Below are 22,982 nucleotides of genomic sequence, written 5' to 3' on the forward strand. Positions count from 1 at the left end.
GACAGAGTGTGCGGCAGCAGTTTCAACGGACTCCGGTGCCGCTTAGCCTCATCCTGAGGAGACCGCGGAGCGGTCGTCTCGAAGGACGAGGCGTTCGCCGAGGCCCGGGCGGACCCTGAACCTATCGTTTCACCGCTTCTTTCTGCAAATCCGGCGCGTTGACGGCCGGAATTGCAACGCGGCCCGCGCCGGTCACCTTCAAAGCCTCGGCGGCCTTCTCGTTTTCCATGATCTTGGCCATCACGGCCTGGCCCGCACGCTCGAAGATCGCGCGGTTCTCGATCACGAATTTTTGCGACTTGCGCAAGCCGTCGATGTAGCCGTTGATCTCGGGCACGACATAGCGCGCGACAAGGTCCCAGCTCCGACGCGTGTTCTCCGGGTTAGCCCAGTCGTGCACGAAGCCGATGACGGCGCCGACGCCGCCGGAGACCTGCATCACGTTCTTGATCATCTTGACGAGATCGTCGGGCGTGCCGATGACGGAGGCCGCGCCATCGACGAACGCGGTCTTGTCCACGGCCTCGTCGGGTGAGGCGAACGCCGTCAGACCCGGCCGCTGCAGCGTGCCGACATTATATTCGTTGTGCCAGCGCATCAGCCCGGCGCCGGCCTCGCGACGCGCCTGCTCGCGGGTCTCGGCGATGTGCCAGGTCAGCAGCACGCGCCAGTTCGCGCGATCGACTTTGGTGCCGTGCTTTTTCGCCGCGTCCTCGGCGAATTGCCATTGCTGCTGCAGCGACATCAGCCCCTGCGTCGTCATCGAACCCAGCGAGATGATGCCGATGCCATATTTGCCGGCGAGCGTCATGCCGGAGGGCGAGATCTGCGAGGCCACCACAAACGGCATCTCTTCCTGCAGCGGCAGGAGCTGCAGCGCGGCGTCGTTCATGGTGAACCAGTCGCTCTTCGCCGTGACGCGCTCGCCATTGAAGAGGCGGCGGATCACGCCGATCGCCTCGTCCTGGCGGTCGCGCTGCGTCATCGGATCGATGCCGAGCGTATGCGCATCGGAGGCGAGCGCGCCGGGACCGGAGCCGAAGATGGCGCGGCCGCCGGTCATGTGGTCGAGCTGCACCATGCGCTGCGCGACGTTGTAGGGATGGTGATAGGGCAGCGACACCACGCCGGTGCCGAGCTTGATCCGCTTAGTGCGCTCGCCGGCCGCAGCCAGGAACATCTCCGGCGAGGCGATCATTTCCCAGCCGGAGGAATGATGCTCGCCGCACCAGAACTCGTCATAGCCGAGTGCATCGAGCTGCTCGACCAGATCGAGATCGCGCCGGAACTGGAGCATCGGATGCTCCCCGATCGGATGATGCGGGGCAAGGAAGGCTCCGAACTTCAGGCGCGCCATGGCGTTCTCTCCAGCTTACATTTTTTGTTTGTTTGTGGCGCGAAGCTACGTGCTGGAGGCAGCGAACGCAATCGCGCGATGTCCCGCACGGCGGAATGCAGCCATGCATGTGTCGTCTCCCTCTCGCGGGCACGCGGAGAGAGGCGGAGCGCGCGAGGATCCTACCTTCGAGGTAATCGCGGCGCCGCATTGGGCCTGCGATGATCGGCGAGGACATCCGAAGGGTCGCGCGCCGATGCACCAAACCGTCACAAAGCAGGTCGATACGTCCCGTCGCTGGTGGGTGCTGGCGATCGTCGTGGCCGCCCAGTTCATGTTCGGCGTCGATGCCTTCGTGGTCAACGTCGCCATTCCGACCATCGCGGTCGAGTTGAAGGCGTCGCCGGCGCAGATCGAATCCGTCATCGCGATCTACCTGATCGCCTATGCCACGCTGGTCGTCACCGGCGGCCGGCTTGGCGACATTCACGGCACCAGGAACGTGTTCCTGGCTGGCCTGCTCGGCTTCACCCTGACGTCGCTGTGGTGCGGACTAGCGCGATCCGGTGCGGAGTTGATCGTGGCGCGGTTGACGCAGGGTGCCTCCGCCGCGCTGATGGTGCCGCAGGTGCTGGCGACGCTGCATCTCCTGTTCACCGACGAACAGCGCAACCGCGCCTTCGCCATCTACGGCATCGTGCTGGGGCTCGCGGGTGCCGCGGGCTTTCTGCTCGGCGGTCTCCTGGTCACGATTGATCTCGCCGGCACCGGCTGGCGCTCGGTGTTCTTCGTCAATGTGCCGTGCGGTCTCGTCATCGCGGTGGCGGCTTGGCGCATCATGCCCTCAGTGCCGCACCGCGCCGGCACGCGGCTGGATATCACGGGCAGCATCGTCCTGTTTGCCGGATTGCTGTGCATGATCGGTCCGCTGCTGCTCGGTCACGATGTCGGCTGGGCACCGTGGTTGTGGCTGGTGATGGCGATCGGCGCCGTGATCCTCCTGGCGTTCCCGAAACTGGAGCATGCGGTGGCACGCGCCGGCGGCATGCCGCTGATTGATCTCTCCCTGCTGGCGGACGCCGCTTTCCTGCGCGGTCTCGGCGCCGCGTTCTTTTTCTTCTTCGCCAATCTCTCGTTCTATCTGGTCATGACGCTGTTCATGCAGCGAGGGCTGAAAATCCCGCCGCTCGCGGCCGGCATGGCCTTCATTCCGCTCGCGCTCGCTTTCGTCGTGGCCTCGCGCCATAGCGGCGCACGGGCGCGCCATCGCGGCACCAGGGTCTTGATCGAAGGTTGCGCGCTTCAGATCGCGGGCCTCGCGGCGCTTGCGCTGGTCGCGTTCTCTGTCGATGCGCCGTCCGCGCTCTTGCTCGCGCTCACCATGATCGTGTTCGGCTACGGTCAGGGGCTGGTGATGGCGCCGCTCTCCGGCGCGGTGCTCTCGACGGTGAAGCCTGTGGCCGCAGGTTCTGCCTCCGGCATTTACGGCACCACGGCGCAGATCGGAAATGCGGCCGGAGTGGCCGCAATCGGCGCCGTGTTCTTCGCCGTCGAAGCCGTGCAATCAGCGCGCGCAGGATTTCTCGTCTCGCTCGCGCTGTTTGTGACATTAATCATGATCTGCGCCGCATTCCTGGCGTGGATGCGCCGTGCATCTGCACGAAGTTGAGGCATTGCGGTTAATACGTGCGGATTTCTGCAGGTTTTCCTGCGATTTACTCGTCATTGACAGCACACGGTCTTTTTATTTTGCGCTGCAGCAACTATTTGGTTTGGGTGGACGTTGGGACGTCGCCTGCCAGGAGCTGCCGTGTCGTTAACCAGAAATGTCGACCTCTTGAGACGTCTGCCAAAGCTGGACGGATTGCGCTTCGCCGACTTTGGCCGGAGCGCCGATGCCTCCAGTCCGTTGCAAGAGGTTACGGGCTTCGGTGACAATCCCGGCAATCTGCGCCTGTTCGCGTTCGTGCCGCCGCAACTGCAAAAGCCGCGCGCGCTCGTCGTCGTGCTGCACGGCTGCGGCCAGACCGCAGCAAGCTACGACCTCGGTGCCGGATGGTCGACGCTCGCCGAGCACTACGGCTTCGCGCTGTTGATGCCCGAGCAGCAGCGCGTCAACAACAGCAACACCTGCTTCAACTGGTTCAATCCGGAAGACACGGCACGGGACAGCGGCGAGGCGTGCTCGATTCGCGAGATGATCGCGCACATGATCGAAACGCATCGCGTCGATCCCAAGCGCATCTTCATCACGGGCCTGTCGGCCGGCGGCGGCATGACATCGGTGATGCTCGCGACCTACCCTGAAGTCTTCGCGGCCGGGGCGGTCATCGCGGGACTTCCCTACGGCATTGCGACGAATCTGCGCGAGGCGCTCGACGGCATGTTTCATTCCCCGGAGCGGCCGGCGCGCGAACTTGGCGATCTGGTGCGGCGGGCCTCGAATCATCGCGGGCCCTGGCCCAGGATCTCGGTGTGGCACGGCAGCGCCGATCGCACCGTCAATCCCGGCAATGCCAACGAGATCGTCAAGCAATGGCTCGACCTGCACGATTTGCCTGACGCGCCGATGGCAGAAACCAACATCGACGGCTATCCGCGCCAGGCCTGGTGGAACAAGGACGGCGAGACCCTCGTCGAATCCTACGCCATCACCGACATGGCCCACGGCACGCCGCTCGGCCTTGCCGACAACGACCAGCGCTATGGCGTGGAAGGCGCGTTCCTGATCGAGGCCGGCATCTCCTCGTCCTATCACATCGCCAAATTCTTCGGCCTCACCGGCTGGATTCCCGACGCGGCGAAGAAGGCCGAACCAAAGCCGACGCCGGCCCGCTCGCCCGCGCCGCATCTGGCACGGTCGATCCGCGCCGCGGTCGCCGAAGAGACGGCCGAGCCGAAGCGCGAGGAGGCCCGCGGCTTCGATCTCGGCCAGATCATCACGCGCGCGCTCACGGCCGCGGGATTGATGAAGTAACTCAGGCCGTCGCGCCGATAAGGCAAGAGTTTTGTGCCCGTCGTCGCTGCGATCCGCGAATGGGGCGACCGCAACCTGAACCAGCCCGCGGCGTTCGCAGACGCCGCGGAATAGAGCATGATCCGGAAAAGTGTGAAGCGGTTTCCGAACAGATCATGCTCAAACAAAAGCTACATCTCGCCGGTGATGAACGGATTGGTCATCCGCTCCTGGCCGATGCTCGAGCCGGCGCCGTGGCCGCAGATGAAGCCGACATCGTCGCCAAGCGGCAGCAGCTTGGTCTTGATCGAGTCGATCAGGGTCGCGTGACTGCCGCCGGGCAGATCGGTGCGACCGACCGAGCCCGCGAACAGGACGTCGCCGACATGGGCGAAGCGCAGATCCTTGTTGAAGAACACCACGCTGCCGGGCGAGTGGCCGGGGCAATGATAGATCTCGAACTGGAGATCGCCGATCGCCACGCTGTCGCCTTCGTCGAGCCAGCGGTCCGGCTCGAAATTGCGCACCCCGGTCATGCCGAAGCGCGCGCCGCTCTCGACCACGTTGTCGAGCAGGAATTTGTCCGCGACATGCGGGCCCTCGATCGGCACCTTCAGCGAGTCGCGGAGATCGGCCGCGCCGCCGACATGGTCGATATGGCCGTGAGTCAGCCAGATCTTCTCCACGGTGACGCCGGTCTGTTTGATGGCGTCGAGGATCTTCGGCACGTCGCCGCCGGGATCGATCACCACGGCCTTCTTGGAAGGCTCGTCCCAGATGATGGTGCAATTCTGCTCGAACAGCGTCACGGGGACGATGATCGCGCCCGCTTTCGCGCCTGCCTCGGCTTGTGTCTCGTTTTGCTCGGTCATGGTGTCACAATGCCGATTTTTGCCATGCCGCCAAGCAAAAGATTTGTCCCCGGGGCACGGGAACAGCCGCGGACATCGTCACACGGCGGTCTCAATTCGCCTGCTGTTTTGAACCGGGGCGCTCCTTCCGCGTTCTCCCGCGCGAGAAGCAGTTTTTGGATGGATTTCCCGCATGACTCAGGGCGGCAGCAATTGGTGGCGCGACGGCATCTTCTATCAGGTCTACCCGCGCTCCTTTCAGGATTCAAACAGTGACGGTGTCGGCGATCTCGCCGGCATTTTGCAGCGGCTGCCCTATGTGAAATCGCTCGGCGTCGACGCGATCTGGCTGTCGCCGATCTTCCCCTCGCCAATGGCCGATTTCGGCTACGACATCTCCGACTACACCGGCATCGAGCCGCTGTTCGGCACGATGGCGGATTTCGATGCGCTTCTCGCCGCCGCGCACGGCAATGGCCTCAAGCTGATCCTCGACCTCGTGCCGAACCACACCTCGGACCAGCATCCCTGGTTCGTCGAGAGCCGCTCCTCGCGCGACAATCCCAAACGCGACTGGTACATCTGGCGCGACCCGGGCGAGGGTGGCGGCGTGCCGAACAATTGGCTGTCCGAGTTCGGCGGCAGCGCGTGGCAGTTCGACGAGACCACCGGTCAATACTACTATCACGCCTTCCTCGCTCAACAGCCGGATCTCAACTGGCGCAATCCCGATGTCCGCGCGGCGATCTATGACGTGATGCGGTTCTGGCTGGAGAAGGGCGTCGACGGCTTTCGTGTCGACGTGATCTGGCATCTGATCAAGGACGCCGAGTTCCGCGACAACCCGCCCAATCCGCATTATGTCGAGAGCCGGCCGCCGAACGAAAAGATCCTGACGCAATATTCCACCGACCAGCCGGAGGTGCACGACGTCATCGCCGAGATGCGCCGCGTCACGGATGCTTATGATGCCCGCGTCCTGATCGGCGAGATCTATCTGCCGCTGCATCGCCTCATGGCCTATTACGGCAACGATCTCACCGGCGCGCAGATGCCGTTCAATTTCGCGCTGCTCTCGACCTTCTGGAGCGCGCGCTCGATCGAGAAAATCGTCGAGGACTACGAGAAGGCGCTGCCGAAGGGCGCCTGGCCGAATTGGGTGCTCGGCAACCACGATCGCCCACGCGTCGCAAGCCGCGTCGGGCCGGAGCAGGCCCGCATCGCCGCCATGCTGCTGCTGACGCTGCGCGGCACGCCGACGCTGTATTACGGCGACGAGATCGGCATGCATCAGCTCGCGATCGCGCCCGAGGACGTGCGCGACCCCTTCGAGAAGAACGTGCCCGGCATCGGTGTCGGCCGCGACGGCTGCCGCACGCCGATGCAGTGGGATTCCTCCAATTTCGCCGGTTTCTCGGACGTCAGGCCATGGCTGCCGCTGCCGGAGGATCACATTCGCAACAATGTCGTCGATCTCGAGGCCGATTCGCGCTCGATCCTGACGCTCTACAGGCGCCTGATCGCGTTGCGGAAGGGGTGTCCGCCGCTGGTCGCAGGCGACTATCATCCGGTCTCGGCACAAGGCGATCTCCTGGTCTATCGCCGCGAGGCCGAGGGCAGGGCGGTGATCGTGGTGCTCAATCTCGGCCCCGAGCCGATCGCGGTCACCACCAGCGCGATCAAGTTCGGCAGCGAGATTCTGCTGTCGACATTCCTGGATCGCGAGGGGGAGCGGATCGAAGGCGTGCTGGATTTGCGCGGCAATGAGGGGGTAATCATCACGCCACCATCTTAGCCGTCGTCCTGGACAAGCGAAGCGCAGATCCAGGACCCATTACCCCAGGGAGTAGTTTGGCGAAGATCGTGGTTATCACTTCGTACGACAATCACCTATTGGGGTAATGGGTCCTGGCTTTCGCCGGGACGACAACGGAGTGTGTGGTCGCACCTCCTATCCCGGATGCTTGTTACGCCGCAACGTCTTGTCGATATCACTGCGCTTCAGCAAATAATCCAATCCGCCGACGCGGTACCAGCGATAGCCGTAGGGCTCCAGCACGACGCGATGCTGGCCGCGCTTGTCGGCGTGGCTGTGGTCTTCCGCGAGCAGATTGATCAGGTGCGCGCCGGCCTGGCCCGGCAGCCCCACCGAGAACGCAGTCTCGCGCGGCTTCTCGTCGAGATTGTGCACGAACAGCACGGAATTGTTGCGCCAGTCGTAACGCATGATGAACACGGCGGGATCGCGCGTCGCGATGATCGAAAAATCGCCCCAGCCGATCTCCGGCACCTCCTTGCGCATGCGGACGATGCGCTCGGTCCAGTTCAGCATCGAGTTGGGATCGCGCCGCTGCTTGGCGACGTTGACGTGCGGATAGCCGTACGGTCCCTCGTCGATGACGGGCAAGGCCGGCTTGTCGCTGGTGGTGAAGCCGCCATGCGGCTCGGTCGACCATTGCATCGGCGTGCGCGCGCAATTGCGTTCCGGCAGCGACAGATCATCGCCCATCGCGATCTCGTCGCCATAGCGGATCACCGGCGTCCCCGGCAGCGTGCACATCAAGCTGTAGGCGAGCTCGAGCCGCCTGCGGTCGCCACCCAGCATCGGAGCCAGGCGACGGCGAATGCCGCGGTCGTAGAGCTGCATGTCCTTGTCGGGACCGAAGCTTTTGAACACGGTGTCGCGCTGCGCCGGGGTCAATCGCCCGAGATCGAGCTCGTCATGATTGCGCAGGAACAGGCCCCATTGCGCCGAGGCGGGCCGCGGCTTGGTCGCCTTCAGCGCTTTCCCCAGCGGGCGGGAATCGGACGAGGCCAGCGCATAGAACAGATGCTGGTTGACCTGGAAATTGAACATCATATGCATGCGGTCGGCATCGCGGCCGAAATATTCCATGTCCGTCTTTGGCAGCACGTTGGCCTCGGCGAGGATGATGGCATCGCCCTGCCGCCATTGCAGGAATTCACGAAACGTCCGCAGCATGTCGTACTGCTCGGCCGGCTTCTTCACCTTTCCGCCTTTGGTCGCGATGACGAAGGGCACGGCATCCATGCGAAAACCCGAGACCCCGAGCTGGATCCAGAAGCCCATGATCTTCAAGATCTCGGTCTGCACACGCGGGTTCGAGGTGTTGAGATCGGGCTGGAAATCGTAGAAGCGGTGGAAGTACCAGGCGCCGGCTTCCTTGTCGCGCGTCCAGGTCGATTTCTGAACGCCGGGAAACACCATGCCCTGATTGGCGTTGGCCGGCTTCTTGTCGGACCAGACATACCAGTCGCGGTAGGGCGAATTCCTGTCGCTCCGCGCCGCCTTGAACCAGGGATGCTGGTCCGAGGTGTGGTTGACCACGAGATCGATGATGACGCGAATGCCGCGCTGCTTGCAGCCATGGGTGAACTCGACGAAATCGCCGAGCGTGCCGTAGCGGGCATCGACACTGTAGTAGTCGGCGACATCGTAGCCATCGTCGCGGCCGGGCGAGGTCTGGAACGGCATCAGCCAGATCGTGGTGATGCCGAGGCCGTGCAGATAATCGAGCCGGCGCAACAGGCCCTTGAAGTCGCCGATGCCATCGCCGTTGGCGTCCATATAGGTGCCGACGGACAGGCAATAGATGATAGCGTTCTTGTACCAGAGATCGTCGATCATGCGCGCGCAGCCTCGGTGGTTCCGCCGAGGTGCGGCGGCTGCGTGATAAGTGCGTAGGGAAGGGGAGGTTCCGCGCCACTGTCGTCCTGGACAAGCGAAGCGCAGATCCAGGACCCATTGCCACAGGCCAAAATTTGACGAGGACTGGTGGTTATTAGCTCGTGCACCAACGAACTCTTGGGGTAATGGGTCCTGGCTTTCGCCAGGACGACGACGGAGGAATCGGTTATCCTCTCCCCATGGACAATCCCGCCCGCATTGCCCTCGTGCCACCACCCGACCGCCGTCAATCCGAGACGGCGCTGGCGATCGCGCGCGGCACGGCGCGGTTGCTGCGCTCGCTCGGCTTCACCTGCATCAGCGAATTGCCGCTGCCCTCGGGGCGGCGCGCCGATCTCGTCGCGTTGAATGAGCGCGGTGAGATCTGGATCGTCGAGGTCAAATCGTCGGTGGAGGATTTGCGCGCCGATCAGAAATGGCACGAATACCGGGCGCATTGCGACCGGCTGTTCTTCGCCTTCACGCAGGACCTGCCTTGCGAGATCTTTCCGCAAGACACCGGCCTGATCATCGCGGATGCCTATGGTGCGCACCTGCAGTGCGAGGCGCCCGAGCACAAGCTCGCCGCGGCCACGCGCAAGCAGATGACGGTGCGATTTGGCATGGCTGCGGCGTTGCGGATCAACCGGCTGGTCGATCCGCAGGGGCATGCGGAGTTTTGGGAGTAGCGGCGCCGCGCGCGGGATGTCGTAGGGTGGGCAAAGCGTAGCGTGCCCACCATCCAGGTCAAAGATTGAAGCAGGCACGGTGGGCACGGCGCTTTGCGCCTTTGCCCACCCTACGACACCGTTATCGCGGCGCGCGCTTCGCCAGAATTCGCTGCAACGTGCGCCGGTGCATGTTGAGCCTGCGTGCCGTCTCGGAGACGTTGCGGTTGCACATCTCGTAGATGCGTTGGATGTGTTCCCAGCGCACGCGGTCGGCCGACATCGGGTTCGCCGGCAATTCGGACTTGTCCGAGCCGGTCGACAGCAGCGCCGCGACGACGTCGTCGGCGTCCGCGGGCTTCGAGAGATAATCGACCGCGCCCATCTTCACCGCGGTGACGGCGGTGGCGATGTTGCCATAGCCGGTCAGCACGATTGCGCGGGCGTCGGGGCGCTTCTTCTTCAGCGCCGAGACCACGTCGAGACCGTTGCCGTCACCGAGCCGGAGATCGACCACGGCAAATGCCGGCGCGGCCTTGCCGATCTGCGCCAGACCGTCCGAGACGGTGTCGCATGACGTCACCGCAAAACCGCGCGTTTCCATGGCGCGCGACAGCCGCTCCAGGAACGGCTTGTCGTCCTCCACGATCAGAAGCGAGCGGTCGGTCTGTTCGTTCAGTTCGGCGATGGCGTTCAAGGTGTCGTCCTCTCTCCAGCGCGTCTACATATGGCGGCGCAATCGGGCGGTGCCAAGGGCGCCAATAGTCGATCGACCCCGTCGTGCGACGCAAGGTCGCGGCCTATCCTATTGTTTCTTCGAAGGTCTCGATAGCCTCAAAACGCTCTCTCGGCCACGTGATCTGGACCACTGCGCCGTGGTCGGGAAAGGTCCGGTTGGTAAACGAGACCTTGGCGCCGGTGCGCTCCAGCAAGGTGCGCGCGATGAACACGCCGAGCCCGAGGCCGCCGCCTTCGTCCTGGTTGCGCCGCCGCGACAAATAGGGCTCGCCGATCCGGTTCAGGATGTCAGGCGGAATGCCGGGACCGTCATCGGAGATCACGAGCTCGATCGTGTCCTTGTTCCACCACGCATTTACTTCAACAGTGGTGCGGGCAAAATCGACCGCGTTCTCGACGATGTTGCCGACGCCGTAGAGGATCGCCGGATTGCGCGAGCCGACCGGCTCGGCCACGATGGCGACGGCGATGCGCACCTTGATATCGACGCCGAAATCGCGGTGCGGCGCCACCACCTCTTCGATCAGCTCCGACAGTTTCATGCGGTCGAACGGCGCGCCGGTGGAGGAGAGCTGGGTGATCTTGCTCAATATGTCGCGGCAACGCTGCGTCTGCTCGCGCAGGGTCTTCAGGTCGGCGGCAAAGTTCGGTTCCTTCACCGTCTTCTCGAGCTCGCGCGAGATCAGGAAGATCGTCGCGAGCGGCGTGCCGAGCTCGTGCGCCGCGGCCGCCGCCAGGCCGTCGAGCTGGGTCAGATGCTGCTCGCGCGTCAGCACCAGCTCGGTCGCGGCCAGCGCGTCGGCGAGCTTGCGCGCCTCCTCGGTTACCTGGAACGAGTAGAGGCTGGTGACGCCGATCGCGAGCGCGATCGAGAGCCAGACGCCGACGAGATAGATCGGCGGCAGCACCAGCGGATCGTCGGAATCCCAGGGCAGCGGCAGATGGAAGAAGAACAGGATCGAGGCGCAGGCGACAGCCAGCACGCCAAGGCCGAAGGTGAAGCGGGCCGGCAGCGCGGTCGCCGAGATCAGCACGGGCGCGAGGAACAGGAACGAGAACGGGTTCTGGAGTCCGCCGGTGAAGAACAGGAGACCCGCCAGCTCCACGATGTTGAGCGCGAGCAGTCCGGCCGCCTGCATCGGCTCCAGCCGCTGCAGCGGATTGGACACGGTCTGGAGCGCCAGATTGAGCGCCGCCGACAGAGCGATGATGCTGACGCAGGGAACGATCTCGACATTGAATTCCAGCCCCTGCGCCACGATGAAGATCGCGGCGAGCTGGCCCAGCACCGCGAGCCAGCGCAGCCGCAGGATCGTATCCAGGCGGATATGCCGCTGCGCGGGGCGAAAGTCGGAAGCGGCAAGTTCGGTCATTTCGGCCAAGGGGGCGGTGCCTTCTCGATCACAAGCGCGCGGCTCACGGAACCACCGGATTACAAGCCTTGCGCTCTCTGCTGCAATAGCAGAAGAACGCCCAGCATGACCGAGAATGACCAGGGTTCAAGCTGGCCGACTGTCGCGGATCGCAGCCTCTCCGCGGCCATCGCGGTCGATCACCTCGTCAAGGTCTACAAGCAGACCCGCGCCGTCGACGACATCTCCTTTTCGCTTCCGCGCGGCAGCATCACCGGGCTGCTGGGCGGCAACGGCGCCGGCAAGACCACGACCATCGCGACGATCATGGGCCTCGTGCTGCCGACCTCCGGCCGCGTGCAGGTGCTCGGGCATCGAATGCCGGAGGACAGCGCCTCCGTGCTGGGGCGGATGAATTTCGAGAGCCCCTATGTCGACATGCCCATGCGGCTCACGGTGCGTCAGAATCTCACCGTGTTCGGCAAGCTCTATGCCGTGAAGAACCTCTCCGACCGCATCGCTGAGCTGGCCTGCGACCTCGATCTCACCGAGTTCATCGACCGCGCCAACGGCAAGCTCTCCGCAGGACAAAAGACGCGCGTTGCGCTTGCCAAGGCGCTGATCAACCAGCCCGAGCTTCTGTTGCTGGACGAACCGACCGCCTCGCTCGATCCCGACACCGCCGACTGGGTCCGGGGTCATCTGGAGCGTTATCGCAAGGCGAACAACGCCACCATCCTGCTGGCCTCGCACAACATGCTCGAAGTCGAGCGGCTCTGCGACCGCGTCATCATCATGAAGCGCGGCCGTATCGAGGACGACGATACGCCCGAAGCCATCATGGCGCGCTACAACCGCACCACGCTGGAAGAGGTGTTTCTGGACGTCGCGCGCGGAAGGGTGAACGGCGCACAGGAGGCGGCGCGATGAGAAGGCCGTATGTTGCGAACGTAGCCCGGGTGAGCGAAGCGATACCCGGGAACGCCGCCAGCCAGGTCCCGGATGTCGCTTCGCTCATCCGGGCTACGGGAGTGCGCGATGAGTGAGGCCTCCCTCCACCGCGGCATCTCCCTCCATCGCATCGGCGCGATGATCCTGCGCTATTGGTACCTCCTGCTGTCGTCCTGGCCGCGGCTGCTCGAGCTGCTCTACTGGCCGGCGCTGCAGGTCATCACCTGGGGCTTTCTTCAGCTTTATATCGCGCAGAATGCAAACTTCTTCGCACGTGCCGGCGGCACCCTGATCGGCGCCGTCATCCTCTGGGACATCCTGTTTCGCGGGCAGCTCGGCTTTTCGATCTCGTTTCTGGAAGAGATGTGGGCGCGCAACCTCGGCAATCTCATGATGAGCCCGTTGAAGCCGATCGAATTTCTGCTGTCGCTGATGATCATGAGCCTGATCAGGCTCGCGATCGGCGTCATCCCGATGACGCTGCTTGCGCTGTTCCTGTTTCACTTCAACGTTTATGCGCTCGGTGTGCCGCTGATCGCGTTCTTCTGCAACCTGATCTTCACGAGCTGGTCGGTCGGCATCTTCGTCTCCGGCCTGGTGCTGCGAAACGGCCTCGGGGCCGAGAGCATCGTCTGGACCTTGATGTTCGGAATCATGCCGCTCGCCTGCGTCTACTATCCCGTCAGCGTGCTGCCGGTCTGGCTGCAATATGCTGCCTGGACGCTGCCGCCGACCTACGTATTCGAAGGGATGCGCGCGCTGCTGATCGAAAACACCTTCAGGACCGATCTGATGCTGAGCGCGTTGGCCATCAACGCGGTGCTGTTGATTGCATCTTTTGGAGCATTCCTTGCCCTTTTGCGCAGCGCCCGGATGCAGGGCTCGCTGCTGTCAGGCGGCGAATAACGTAACTTTCTCGTGGATTCAGCCCGGTTTGGGCGACTGGGCCACGTAAATGTACGGAACCATGCATTGACGCAATATTACGCATTCGGCAGTATGCTGCGATGCGAAGAGGAATATAGCGATGCCGATTGGCGAGTTTGGCGGCGCGCCGCCCCTGGTGGCCGAAGGCAGTCCGGTCCTGACGACGCCGATGTACTGGATGTACGAGATGGGGCAAGCCTCTCTCAATCCGGCGCGTGCGATCACGGACGCGACCAAGCTGCTATTTCAGAATCCCCTCAATCCATGGGCACGCACCGAGGTCGGCAAGTCGGTTGCCGCGGCCTGCGAATTGTTCGAACGCACCACGCGCCGTTACGGCAAGCCGGAATGGGGCCTCAACGACACCGAGGTCAACGGCATCCGCGTTCCCGTCGAGGTCCGCTCGGTCTGGGAAAAGCCGTTCTGCCGCCTGCTCTACTTCGATCGCAAGTTCACCCGTCCGCTGCGCAGCCCGCAGCCGCGCGTGCTGATCGTAGCGCCGATGTCCGGCCATTACGCGACGCTGCTCCGCGGTACGGTCGAGGCTTTCCTGCCGGGGCATGAGGTCTACATCACCGATTGGGCCGATGCCCGAATGGTGCCGCTCAGCGACGGCCGTTTCGATCTCGACGACTACATCGACTACGTCATCGAGATGCTGCATGTCCTCGGCGGCAACACGCATGTGCTGGCGGTGTGCCAGCCCTCGGTTCCCGTCGTCGCTGCTGTTTCGATCATGGAAGCGCTGCGTGATCCCTTCGTGCCGACCTCGATGACGCTGATGGGCGGCCCGATCGACACCCGTCGCAATCCGACCGCGGTGAACAACCTCGCCCAGGAGCGCGGCATCGACTGGTTCCGCAACCACGTCATCACCAAGGTGCCGTTCCCGCATCCGGGCATGATGCGCGACGTCTATCCGGGCTTCTTGCAGCTCAACGGCTTCATCAGCATGAATCTCGACCGGCATATGGATGCCCACAAGCAGCTGTTCGCCAATCTGGTGAAGGGCGACGGCGACCTCGTCGACAAGCATCGCGACTTCTACGACGAATATCTCGCGGTGATGGATCTCTCCGCCGAGTATTACCTGCAGACCGTCGACACCGTGTTCGTGAAGCATTCGCTGCCGAAGGGCGAGATGACCCATCGTGGAACACGCGTCGATCCCTCCAAGGTCACGCGCGTCGCGTTGATGACGGTCGAAGGCGAGAACGACGACATCTCCGGCATCGGTCAGACCGAAGCAACGCACACGTTGTGCAGCTCGATTCCCGATCATCGCCGCGTTCATTACGTTCAGAAGGGCGTCGGACATTACGGCGTGTTCAACGGCTCGCGTTTCAAATCGGAAATCGTGCCGCGCATCCATGACTTCATGGTCTCGGCGGCGAATCCGAGCTCATTGCAGGCTCTCGCGGCCGAATAATCGCGCATTTCGGCTTTCCCGCTGAAAATCGACGCCCTGTCGGAGGCTCCGACAGGGGCGAGTTCCCGCCAGATTCGCGGTATTTAGGTAGCTTTGTAGGAGTGAGTCCAACCTCATCCCTTGGGGGTGCCGCATGCACCTGGCGGGGGCGAAAAAAGCCGGTTCCAACCCCAGTCTGTAGGGTCTCCCGGACGCCAGACCCCTGTATATTGGGCAAATGATTTGTTTTTGCGCCGAGCGCTTTCCTTGGCGGCGGTTATGGCAGAATCCGGGCGCTCTCCTGCCCCCCGGACTGACAGACATGGCCACTCGCGCACTCCTCTATCGGCGGCCCCACGAGCCGAAGACCCTCCTGATCACCCATGGATCGCAATATTTTGCGATTCGACTGCGCCGGCATCGCCGCGCGCGCCGTTACACGCTCAGAATTCATCCGAGTGATCGCGAAGCCATCCTCACCATGCCGCCGCGCGGCACGCTCGCCGAAGCAAAAGACTTCGCGCAGCGCCACGGTGCATGGATCGCGGCACGTCTCGGCCGTTTGCCGAAGGCCGCACCGTTCCAGCCTGGCACAGTCATACCGCTTCGCGGCGTTTCTCATCGCATCGTTCATCGCGCCGGCACGCGCGGTACGGTGTGGACGGAAGTGCGCGATAGCGGTGAACGCATTCTCTGCGTCGCCGGCGGCGTCGAGCATGCGGATCGTCGCGTCAGCGACTTCCTCAAGCGCGAGGCTCGCCGCGACCTTCAGCGTGCCGCGGAAGCCTATGCGGGCGAGCTCGGCGTCAAGGTCAAGCGGCTCTCGATCCGCGATCAATCGAGCCGCTGGGGCTCCTGCACCTCGGCCGGCTCGCTGTCGTTCTCCTGGCGCCTGATCCTCGCGCCGCCTTACGTGCTCGACTATCTCGCCGCGCACGAGGTCGCCCATCTCGTCGAGATGAACCACTCGGCGCGATTCTGGCGCGTCTGCGGCAGGGTCTGCCCGTCGATGGAGCGCGCCAAGAAGTGGCTCGACACGTACGGCAACGATTTGCACCGGTACGGGGTCGAGGATTAGAGCTCGCGCTGCCAACCCCATCCGATGCTGTCATCGCCCGCCTTGTGCGCACTTGCGCACTGGAGCGGGCGATCCAGTATTCCAGAGACAGTTGCTATTGAATCGAGAAGCCGCGGCGTACTGGATTCCCCGCCTCCGCGGGGAATGACAGCGGCGCGCGCGATTCAAGCGTCTGTGCTGCCCGCGCAAGCCGTTGATTTCGTTATCCTCGGCTACTGTGCATGGGATTGTTTTCGCAGTTTTCGTTTTGAGGTCACCCGGACCTCAAGCAGAACCTAGCGATTTCCGCCGAACAGCCGGTCCATCAGCCAGCCATCGAGTCCTGCGGCTGCTTCCGGTCGCGCATTGGCGCGCGTGGGGGGCGGGCGATAGCCGCCGTTGCTGGCGGGTGCCGGTGCGGGCGCTGCCGCTGTTGGCGGCGACACCTGCGACGTCGCCTGCGCCAGGTTCGACAGGCCCCAGCCACCTGGAGAGCTCGGCAAGGCTGCCACCGGCACGCCCTCGTGCGCCGTCTTCATGAAGCGCGACCAGACTTCGACCGGCAAGCCGCCGCCGGTCGCCTTCTTGGTCGGCGAGTTGTCGTCATTGCCGAGCCACACGCCGGTGACGAGGTTGGCGGTGTAGCCGATGAACCAGGCGTCGCGGTAGTCCTGGCTGGTGCCGGTCTTGCCGGCCGCCGGCCAGCCCGGGATCTCCGCCTTCTTGGCCGTGCCGCTGATCAGCGTTTCCCGCATCATCGCGTTCATCATGCCGACATAGCGCGGATCGACCACTTGGTTGTGCTCGTCCGCCTGGCGCATGTAGAGCAGCTTGCCACTGAGCGTCCTGATCCGCGTGACGACATGCGGCGTCGCCGCGAAGCCGCCATTGGCGAAGGGTGCATAGGCGCCGACCAGCTCGACCATCGAGACTTCGGAGGTGCCGAGCGCGATCGAGGCGTTGGGCTCGAGTTTCGACGAGATGCCGAGCCGGTGCGCGGTGCGCACTACGTTCTTCGGACCGACCTCGAGGCCGAGGCGGATGGCGACCGTGTTGAGCGACATCGCGAGCGCCTGGGTCAGCGTCACCGCGCCGAAATATTCGTGGGTGTAGTTCTCAGGCTTCCAGCCCTTGACCTCGATCGGCGCGTCCTGGCGGAGCGTGTCGGGCGTCAGCCCCTGCTCGAGCGCGGTCAGGTACACGAATGGCTTGAACGAGGAGCCCGGCTGGCGCCTGGCGGTGACCGCGCGGTTGTACTGGCTCTCGGAATAATTCCGGCCGCCGACCATGGCGCGCACCGCGCCGTCAGGCGTCATCGCCACCAGCGCGCCCTGGCTGACATTGAATTTCACGCTTTTGGCTGCCAGCTCGTCGATGATGGCGGCTTCCGCCACGCTCTGGAGCTTCGGATCGATCGTGGTCTCGACCTTGATGCTCTCGTCGATCTGACCGACCAGATCGTCCAACACCTCGCCGATCCAGTCGGCGACGTAATTGACCGTGCCGGCGCCGACCGGCTTCACATTGTAGGAGGGTTGGCCGATCGAGGCCTGCGCCTGCGCTTCGGTGATGAATTTGGCATCGGCCATCGCTGTGAGCACGATATTCGCGCGCGCTTCTGCGCCCTCGGGGTTGCGGTTCGGCGCGAGCCGCGAAGGCGATTTGACGAGGCCGGCCAGCATCGCGGCTTCTGCGACGGTGACGTTCTTGGCCGACTTGCCGAAATAGCGCTGCGCGGCGGCCTCGACCCCATAGGCGCCCGAGCCGAAATAGACGCGGTTGAGATAGAGCTCCAAGATCTCGTTCTTGGAATGCTTGCGCTCCAGCCAGATCGCGAGCTCCGCTTCCTGCAGCTTGCGCGCCATGGTGCGCTCCTGGGTCAGGAACAGGTTTTTCGCCAATTGCTGCGTCAGCGTCGAGCCACCCTGCGACACGCCGCGATGGAGCACGTTGGTGACGAGCGCGCGCAGGATGCCGACGGGGTCGATGCCGAAATGCGAATAGAAGCGACGATCCTCGATGGCGATGAACGCCTTGGGCAGATATTGCGGCAGATCCTTCAGCGAGACGTTGGCGCCGGCCATCTCGCCGCGCTGCGCCAGCATGCTGCCGTCGATGCCGACGATCTGGATCGTCGGCGGCCGCTTGGGGATCTCCAGCGACTGGATCGGCGGCAAATGAGCGCCGACATAGATCACGACGCCGATCACGGCGATCGCGCCCCACAGGCCCAGCACCGCGCCCCAATAGACGAGGCGACCGAGACCGGCGCCAATGCGCGACTTGGATCGCCGCTTGGCACCGCCGCGGCCGGCCGGCGCCTTCCGCTCGCGCGGCGGCTCGTCGCCGGCATCCTCGCTCTTGCGTTTGGCGGATGATTTCGTTGATTTCTTCGGCTTGTCATCGCCGCCAGGAATGCGGTCGGCCGCGGTCAAGCGCAGATCGGCGAGTGCCGCAGGCAAGCCGAACAATGGCTCCTTCCGCCCACCCTTTTTCTTTCCCAACCCCATACGCAAAACGCCCGGTCAGCCCGCCCCGCCGCACGCTAGCGGTCGCTGTTTAAGGCCCGGTTACCCAGAGCTTAACGCGCGATTAGGAGGTGCGGCATTCGATGGCCGCAGTTCCGCTGGGTGGGCGGCAGAGCTAGGATCGCCGGCATAAAACAACAGGGAACTCAGATGGGCCACATCGATCCGACCAAGGAGATTTTCGCGCAGTTCCGGGGCAACGATCGCCCCGGTCCGATCCACATGCTCAACCTGGTGCGCTTGCGCAAGGAGGCGGCCTATCCGGACGGCCGCAAGACGAGCGGTGCGGAAGCCTATGCGGCCTATGGCCGCGAGAGCGGCCCGGTGTTCAAACGCCTCGGCGGCCGCATCGTCTGGCAGGGCAAATTCGAGCTGATGCTGATCGGCCCCGAGACCGAGCGCTGGGACCATTGCTTCATCGCCGAATACCCAAGCGTCGCCGCCTTCGTCGAGATGATCCGCGACCCCGTCTATCGCGAAGCGGTGAAGCACCGGCAGGCCGCGGTGGAGGACTCACGGCTCATTCGGCACGCGGTGCTGCCGGTGGGGAAGAACTTTGGCGAGGTGCCGACCTGAGTGGCGTAGGCGGACTCCCGCCTCAACGTGATGGCCGGGCTGGGCCCGGCCATCACGCCTTTCCTGCTCGCTCCTAACCCGCCGGACTCGCATCCTCAATGATCGGGCCGAACAGCTCCCAACGTTCGCCGTTGAACTTCATCATCTGAAGCTGCTTGTTGACGCGGTAGTCGGTCGGTGAGGTATTGGCCTTGATGCCGGGCAGCGCGGTGTCGCTGGTCACGTCCTTCAGCGAGGCGGCCTGCTTCATGACGTTCTCGCGCGTCAGGTCGTCGCCGCACTGCTTCAGCACATGGACCAGCAGCTGCGCCGTGCTGTAGCCGTAGGTGTTGAAGTTCGAGTCCTTGTCGCCATCCGGATAATACTTGGCCATGAAGTCGAAATACCTCTTAAGGCCGGCATCGTCCTTCCAGGTCGGATCGAGTGGTTCCTTGCCGTAATTGACGCTGATCAGGCCCTTGGCGGCGTCGAGGCCGGCCGGCTTCAGCACCGCGCCGACCGAGGTGGCGTTGATGTCAACGATCTGCACCGGATGCCAGCCCATCTCGGCGATCTTCTTGATCGCCTGCGCCGCCTGCTTCGGCGTGGTGGCGCTGAAGAACAGATCGGCGCCGGCGTCCTTGATCTTGAGGATCTGCGAATCGACAGTCGGATCGGAGACTTCGTAGGAAGCTTCAGTCACGATCATCTTGGCAGCTTTGTCGCCGAGACCGGCCTTGATGCCGTTCAGATAGTCCTTGCCGAGGTCGTCGTTCTGATAGAGCACGCCGATCTTGGCGTTCGGATGCTCCTTCAGGATGTACTGTCCGTAGATGCGGCCTTCGACGAAGTAGTTGGGGTTGAAGCCCATCGTCCACGGAAAGTTCTTCGGATCCGTGAACCTCGAGGCTCCGGTCGCCGCGAACAGTTGCGGCACCTTCTTCGAGTTGAGATATTTCTGCACGGCTGCGTTCACCGGCGTGCCGATGATCTGGAAGGTCAGCAGGACCTCGTCGCTCTCGACCAGCTTGCGAATCTGCTCCACGGCCTTCGGCGGCGAGTAGGCGTCGTCATACTGGATCAGATTGATCTTGCGGCCGTTGACGCCGCCCTGGTCGTTGATCATCTTGAAATAGGCGGCTTGGGTCTTGCCGATCGACGAATAGGCCGACGCCGGTCCAGAAAACGGCATCGTCTGGCCGACCTTGATCTCGGTATCGCTGGCACCCGGATCATATTTCTTCTGGGCATTGGCCGCCGGCATCGACAGCGCCAGGGTCAGCGCCGTTGCAGTGGCCAGATGCAGAATTCCATTCCTCATTCGCATTTCCTCATTGTTTATTGCCGGTGATCAATCGGGTGCGCTCATGCGCACCTGATGTCACCGCTGAGGGCGAGTGTGGATGAGGCGTTGTTGCAACGCAAGTTGGGCGTGCACCCGCAGTTCGTAGGGTGGGTTAGCCTTGCGGCTGCGCAAAGCGCAGTCCGCTGGGCGTAACCCACCACTTCTGTTTCCGCGGAAATCAAAAAGGTCGGTTACGCTGCGCTAACCCACCCTACCCAGTAACTAACCCGCTGGACCCGCATCCTCCATGATCGGGCCGAACAGCTCCCAGCGTTCGCCGTTGAACTTCATCATCTGCATCTGCTTGTTGACGCGGTAGTCGTTCGGCCCGGTGTTGATCTTGATGCCGGGCAGCGCGAAGCTCGGGGTGAAGTCCTTGATGTTGGCGACCTGCTTCATCACGTTCTCACGTGACAGGTCGTCGCCGCACTGTTTCAGCACTTGCGTCAGCAATTCGGCGACGGAATAAGCATAGGTGTTGACGGTATTGAGCTTGTCGCCTTCGGGGAAATACTTGTCCATGAAGGCGAAGAAGGCTTTCACGCCCGGATCGTCCTTCCACTGGGGATCGCCGGGCTCCTTGCCGTATTGGGTCGAGATGATGCCCTTGGAGATATCGAGGCCGGCCGGCTTCAGCGTCGCCGAGATCGGGCTCGCATTGATGTCGAGAATGTGCACCGGCGTCCAGCCGAGCTCGGCGACTTTCTTGATCGCCTGCGCCGCGAACTTGGGTGTCGAGGCATCATAGAAAAGATCGGCGCCCAACGACTTCAGCTTGACCACCTGCGAGTCCACCGTCGGATCGGTGACTTCGTAGGAGACTTCGCCGACGATCATGCCGGCGGCCTTGTCACCGAGACCGCTCTTGAGGCCGGCGAGATAGTCGCGGCCCATATCGTCGTTCTGGTAGAGCACGCCGATCTTGGCGTTCGGATGCTCCTTGAGGATGTACTTGGCGTAGATGCGTCCCTCGGACACGTAGTTGGGATTATAGGCGATGGTCCAGGGATAGTTCTGCGGATCGTTGAAGCGCGCGGCGCCGGTCGAGGCCAGCAGCTGCGGGATCTTCTTGCCGTTGAGATATTTTTGCACGGCGGCGTTCGCGGCGGTGCCGATGATCTGGAAGGTGAACAGCACCTCGTCGCCTTCGACGAGCTTGCGCACCTGCTCGACCGTCTTCGGCGGCGAATAGGCATCGTCATACTGGATCAGATTGATCTTGCGGCCGTTGATGCCGCCCTGATCGTTGATCATCTTGAAGTAGGCGGCCTGGGTCTTGCCGATATTGGCGTAGACGGAATAGGGCCCGGAGAACGGCACGGTCTGGCCGATCTTGATCTCGGTGTCGCTCGCGCCGGTGTCGTATTTCTTCTGGGCGAGAGCTTGGTTGGCGGAGAACGCGAAGGCGAGCGCCGCCGTGGCAGTGATGAAGGCTCTGCGATTGCTCATGTGGGGTTGTTCCTCCTGACGGAATTTCCGACCGACGGTCTTGTCCCGTTGATTGCCAACGGTCGCCATCGCTGTCGCAGATTGTGGAGGAACGGCAGGCGACGCGCAAGGATCGCGGCGCCGCGCTATGGCGTCTCAGGTCAGGAACAAGACTGACAGTGCGAGCGCCGCCGGCAGCGCCTGCACCATCAGGATGCGCGTGCTAACGGTCGCTGCGCCATAAGCGCCGGCCACGATCACGCAAAGCAGGAAAAACGCCTTGATCTGGAACGCGAAGGCCGGATTGCCGTGCACCAGCCCCCATACCAGGCCTGCGGCCAGAAAGCCGTTATAGAGCCCCTGGTTGGCGGCTAGCACCTTTGTGATTGCTGCCTTCTCCGGCGTGTTGCGGAAGACCTTCAAGCCCTGCGGCTTGTCCCAGAGAAACATCTCCAGGATCAGGAAGTAAGCGTGCAGTGCGGCGACCAGCGCCACCAAAATATTCGCGATCCAGATCAAGTTGAGCTCCCCCAGCGTCAGCTTTCGGGTGGACGTTAGCACGGTGGGCGTGGCAAGTGCGATGGCGTGTTTCGATGCCATGGTGCTGCAATGCCCGCGCGACCGACCAACCCACCTGTAACCTTCGGCCTCGATTGGCTGGCGACGCCGATCGGGATTGCGCTGCTGGTCACCGACGCCGCGGGCGCCTTGCGCGCGCTCGACTGGGAGGATTACGAGCACCGCATGCGCGAGCTCTTGCGCCTGCATTACGGTGTGGTGGATCTGAGTGACCAACCCGCGCCCGCGGCCATGCGGACCGCGCTGTCGGGCTATTTCGACGGCGACCTCGGCCAGCTCTCAGGCATCGCCTGGCGCATCGCCGGCACGCCGTTCCAGCAGAAGGTCTGGAATGCGTTGACGCAAATCCCTGCCGGCACCACGATGAGTTACAGCGCGCTCGCTGCCAGGATCGACATGCCCAAAGCCATTCGCGCCGTCGGCCATGCCAACGGCTCCAACCCGATCAGCGTGGTGCTGCCGTGCCACCGCCTGATCGGCGCCGATGGTTCTCTGGTGAAGTATGGCGGCGGCATCGAGCGCAAGCGCTGGCTGCTGCGGCATGAAGGCGTGGCGGTTTAGATAGCCGCCTGTCGTCATTCCGGGGCGCGTAGCGCGAACCCGGAATCCATTTCT

19 protein-coding genes are annotated in these 22,982 nt (G+C 63.4%); 10 read left to right on the forward strand and 9 right to left on the reverse strand.

Annotated features, from left to right (window positions below):
• Positions 1–121: 121 nt before the first annotated feature.
• Positions 122–1,357, reverse strand: a complete 1,236-nt coding sequence (locus ABIB91_RS22225; protein WP_354166253.1) for an LLM class flavin-dependent oxidoreductase — start codon at positions 1,355–1,357, stop codon at positions 122–124.
• 235 nt (positions 1,358–1,592) lie between these two features.
• On the opposite strand from ABIB91_RS22225, the gene ABIB91_RS22230 reads away from it, so the two are divergent.
• Positions 1,593–3,005, forward strand: coding sequence for an MFS transporter (locus ABIB91_RS22230; protein WP_354166278.1), 1,413 nt, complete (start codon positions 1,593–1,595; stop codon positions 3,003–3,005).
• A gap of 141 nt (positions 3,006–3,146) precedes the next feature.
• Positions 3,147–4,313, forward strand: a complete 1,167-nt coding sequence (locus tag ABIB91_RS22235) for an extracellular catalytic domain type 1 short-chain-length polyhydroxyalkanoate depolymerase (RefSeq protein ID WP_354166284.1) — start codon at positions 3,147–3,149, stop codon at positions 4,311–4,313.
• A 170-nt stretch (positions 4,314–4,483) separates the two neighbouring features.
• Here the strand turns inward: ABIB91_RS22235 and ABIB91_RS22240 are convergent, their stop codons facing one another.
• Positions 4,484–5,164, reverse strand: a complete 681-nt coding sequence (locus tag ABIB91_RS22240; RefSeq protein ID WP_354166290.1) for an MBL fold metallo-hydrolase — start codon at positions 5,162–5,164, stop codon at positions 4,484–4,486.
• A 172-nt stretch (positions 5,165–5,336) separates the two neighbouring features.
• On the opposite strand from ABIB91_RS22240, the gene ABIB91_RS22245 reads away from it, so the two are divergent.
• Positions 5,337–6,938, forward strand: a complete 1,602-nt coding sequence (locus ABIB91_RS22245) for an alpha-amylase family glycosyl hydrolase (RefSeq protein WP_354166297.1) — start codon at positions 5,337–5,339, stop codon at positions 6,936–6,938.
• Between the two features lie 156 nt (positions 6,939–7,094).
• Here the strand turns inward: ABIB91_RS22245 and ABIB91_RS22250 are convergent, their stop codons facing one another.
• The gene (locus ABIB91_RS22250; RefSeq protein WP_354166305.1) at positions 7,095–8,792 is read right to left on the reverse strand and encodes an alpha-amylase family protein; all 1,698 of its coding nucleotides are present in this window, start codon (positions 8,790–8,792) and stop codon (positions 7,095–7,097) included.
• 239 nt (positions 8,793–9,031) lie between these two features.
• On the opposite strand from ABIB91_RS22250, the gene ABIB91_RS22255 reads away from it, so the two are divergent.
• Positions 9,032–9,520, forward strand: coding sequence for an MmcB family DNA repair protein (locus ABIB91_RS22255; protein WP_354166313.1), 489 nt, complete (start codon positions 9,032–9,034; stop codon positions 9,518–9,520).
• Positions 9,521–9,641: 121 nt separating this feature from the next.
• Here ABIB91_RS22255 and ABIB91_RS22260 read toward each other — a convergent pair whose 3' ends face one another.
• Together ABIB91_RS22260 and ABIB91_RS22265 are read right to left on the reverse strand one after the other, a co-directional pair.
• A complete protein-coding gene (locus ABIB91_RS22260; protein WP_007598178.1) occupies positions 9,642–10,196 on the reverse strand; it encodes an ActR/PrrA/RegA family redox response regulator transcription factor in 555 nt (184 codons plus the stop codon).
• A gap of 103 nt (positions 10,197–10,299) precedes the next feature.
• A complete protein-coding gene (locus ABIB91_RS22265; RefSeq protein ID WP_007598177.1) occupies positions 10,300–11,610 on the reverse strand; it encodes an ActS/PrrB/RegB family redox-sensitive histidine kinase in 1,311 nt (436 codons plus the stop codon).
• A 105-nt stretch (positions 11,611–11,715) separates the two neighbouring features.
• Here ABIB91_RS22265 and ABIB91_RS22270 point away from each other — a divergent pair, with 105 nt between their 5' ends.
• The 4 genes from ABIB91_RS22270 to ABIB91_RS22285 all read left to right on the forward strand — a co-directional run bounded on the left by ABIB91_RS22270 (position 11,716) and on the right by ABIB91_RS22285 (position 15,953).
• A complete protein-coding gene (locus tag ABIB91_RS22270; protein WP_007598176.1) occupies positions 11,716–12,519 on the forward strand; it encodes an ABC transporter ATP-binding protein in 804 nt (267 codons plus the stop codon).
• A gap of 108 nt (positions 12,520–12,627) precedes the next feature.
• Positions 12,628–13,446: an ABC transporter permease gene (locus tag ABIB91_RS22275; RefSeq protein ID WP_354166330.1), complete on the forward strand. Its 819-nt coding sequence runs from the start codon at positions 12,628–12,630 to the stop codon at positions 13,444–13,446.
• A 121-nt stretch (positions 13,447–13,567) separates the two neighbouring features.
• On the forward strand, positions 13,568–14,896 hold the full coding sequence (locus ABIB91_RS22280; protein WP_007598173.1) for a polyhydroxyalkanoate depolymerase: 1,329 nt from the start codon (positions 13,568–13,570) through the stop codon (positions 14,894–14,896).
• A gap of 217 nt (positions 14,897–15,113) precedes the next feature.
• Positions 15,114–15,953, forward strand: a complete 840-nt coding sequence (locus ABIB91_RS22285; RefSeq protein ID WP_354166341.1) for a M48 family metallopeptidase — start codon at positions 15,114–15,116, stop codon at positions 15,951–15,953.
• A gap of 275 nt (positions 15,954–16,228) precedes the next feature.
• Here the strand turns inward: ABIB91_RS22285 and ABIB91_RS22290 are convergent, their stop codons facing one another.
• Positions 16,229–18,442 (reverse strand): transglycosylase domain-containing protein, encoded by a 2,214-nt coding sequence (locus ABIB91_RS22290; protein ID WP_354166349.1) that lies wholly within the window; start codon positions 18,440–18,442, stop codon positions 16,229–16,231.
• Positions 18,443–18,610: 168 nt separating this feature from the next.
• Between ABIB91_RS22290 and ABIB91_RS22295 the strand changes: the two genes are divergently transcribed.
• Positions 18,611–19,036, forward strand: coding sequence for a DUF1330 domain-containing protein (locus ABIB91_RS22295; RefSeq protein ID WP_354166357.1), 426 nt, complete (start codon positions 18,611–18,613; stop codon positions 19,034–19,036).
• A gap of 73 nt (positions 19,037–19,109) precedes the next feature.
• Here ABIB91_RS22295 and ABIB91_RS22300 read toward each other — a convergent pair whose 3' ends face one another.
• The 3 genes from ABIB91_RS22300 to ABIB91_RS22310 form a co-directional block, all read right to left on the reverse strand.
• A complete protein-coding gene (locus tag ABIB91_RS22300; protein ID WP_007598165.1) occupies positions 19,110–20,336 on the reverse strand; it encodes an ABC transporter substrate-binding protein in 1,227 nt (408 codons plus the stop codon).
• A gap of 246 nt (positions 20,337–20,582) precedes the next feature.
• Positions 20,583–21,809, reverse strand: coding sequence for an ABC transporter substrate-binding protein (locus ABIB91_RS22305; RefSeq protein WP_007598163.1), 1,227 nt, complete (start codon positions 21,807–21,809; stop codon positions 20,583–20,585).
• 135 nt (positions 21,810–21,944) lie between these two features.
• On the reverse strand, positions 21,945–22,388 hold the full coding sequence (locus ABIB91_RS22310; protein ID WP_007598162.1) for a DUF1304 domain-containing protein: 444 nt from the start codon (positions 22,386–22,388) through the stop codon (positions 21,945–21,947).
• A 9-nt stretch (positions 22,389–22,397) separates the two neighbouring features.
• Between ABIB91_RS22310 and ABIB91_RS22315 the strand changes: the two genes are divergently transcribed.
• The gene (locus ABIB91_RS22315; protein WP_354166379.1) at positions 22,398–22,928 is read left to right on the forward strand and encodes a methylated-DNA--[protein]-cysteine S-methyltransferase; all 531 of its coding nucleotides are present in this window, start codon (positions 22,398–22,400) and stop codon (positions 22,926–22,928) included.
• Positions 22,929–22,982: the final 54 nt, after the last annotated feature.

Origin of the sequence: Bradyrhizobium sp. JR4.3 (assembly GCF_040547695.1) — a bacterium.
Taxonomy (GTDB): Bacteria; Pseudomonadota; Alphaproteobacteria; order Rhizobiales; family Xanthobacteraceae; genus Bradyrhizobium; species Bradyrhizobium canariense.

Bases quoted from the DNA above. Each gene is read 5' to 3' on its own strand.
- ABIB91_RS22225 (WP_354166253.1), bottom strand. From the start codon at position 1,357: ATGGCGCGCCTGAAGTTCGGAGCCTTCCTTGCCCCGCATCATCCGATC.
- ABIB91_RS22230 (WP_354166278.1), top strand. From the start codon at position 1,593: ATGCACCAAACCGTCACAAAGCAGGTCGATACGTCCCGTCGCTGGTGG.
- ABIB91_RS22240 (WP_354166290.1), bottom strand. From the start codon at position 5,164: ATGACCGAGCAAAACGAGACACAAGCCGAGGCAGGCGCGAAAGCGGGC.
- ABIB91_RS22245 (WP_354166297.1), top strand. From the start codon at position 5,337: ATGACTCAGGGCGGCAGCAATTGGTGGCGCGACGGCATCTTCTATCAG.
- ABIB91_RS22250 (WP_354166305.1), bottom strand. From the start codon at position 8,792: ATGATCGACGATCTCTGGTACAAGAACGCTATCATCTATTGCCTGTCC.
- ABIB91_RS22255 (WP_354166313.1), top strand. From the start codon at position 9,032: ATGGACAATCCCGCCCGCATTGCCCTCGTGCCACCACCCGACCGCCGT.
- ABIB91_RS22265 (WP_007598177.1), bottom strand. From the start codon at position 11,610: ATGACCGAACTTGCCGCTTCCGACTTTCGCCCCGCGCAGCGGCATATC.
- ABIB91_RS22270 (WP_007598176.1), top strand. From the start codon at position 11,716: ATGACCGAGAATGACCAGGGTTCAAGCTGGCCGACTGTCGCGGATCGC.
- ABIB91_RS22275 (WP_354166330.1), top strand. From the start codon at position 12,628: ATGAGTGAGGCCTCCCTCCACCGCGGCATCTCCCTCCATCGCATCGGC.
- ABIB91_RS22280 (WP_007598173.1), top strand. From the start codon at position 13,568: ATGCCGATTGGCGAGTTTGGCGGCGCGCCGCCCCTGGTGGCCGAAGGC.
- ABIB91_RS22285 (WP_354166341.1), top strand. From the start codon at position 15,114: ATGATTTGTTTTTGCGCCGAGCGCTTTCCTTGGCGGCGGTTATGGCAG.
- ABIB91_RS22290 (WP_354166349.1), bottom strand. From the start codon at position 18,442: ATGGGGTTGGGAAAGAAAAAGGGTGGGCGGAAGGAGCCATTGTTCGGC.
- ABIB91_RS22295 (WP_354166357.1), top strand. From the start codon at position 18,611: ATGGGCCACATCGATCCGACCAAGGAGATTTTCGCGCAGTTCCGGGGC.
- ABIB91_RS22300 (WP_007598165.1), bottom strand. From the start codon at position 20,336: ATGAGGAATGGAATTCTGCATCTGGCCACTGCAACGGCGCTGACCCTG.
- ABIB91_RS22305 (WP_007598163.1), bottom strand. From the start codon at position 21,809: ATGAGCAATCGCAGAGCCTTCATCACTGCCACGGCGGCGCTCGCCTTC.
- ABIB91_RS22310 (WP_007598162.1), bottom strand. From the start codon at position 22,388: ATGGCATCGAAACACGCCATCGCACTTGCCACGCCCACCGTGCTAACG.
- ABIB91_RS22315 (WP_354166379.1), top strand. From the start codon at position 22,398: ATGCCCGCGCGACCGACCAACCCACCTGTAACCTTCGGCCTCGATTGG.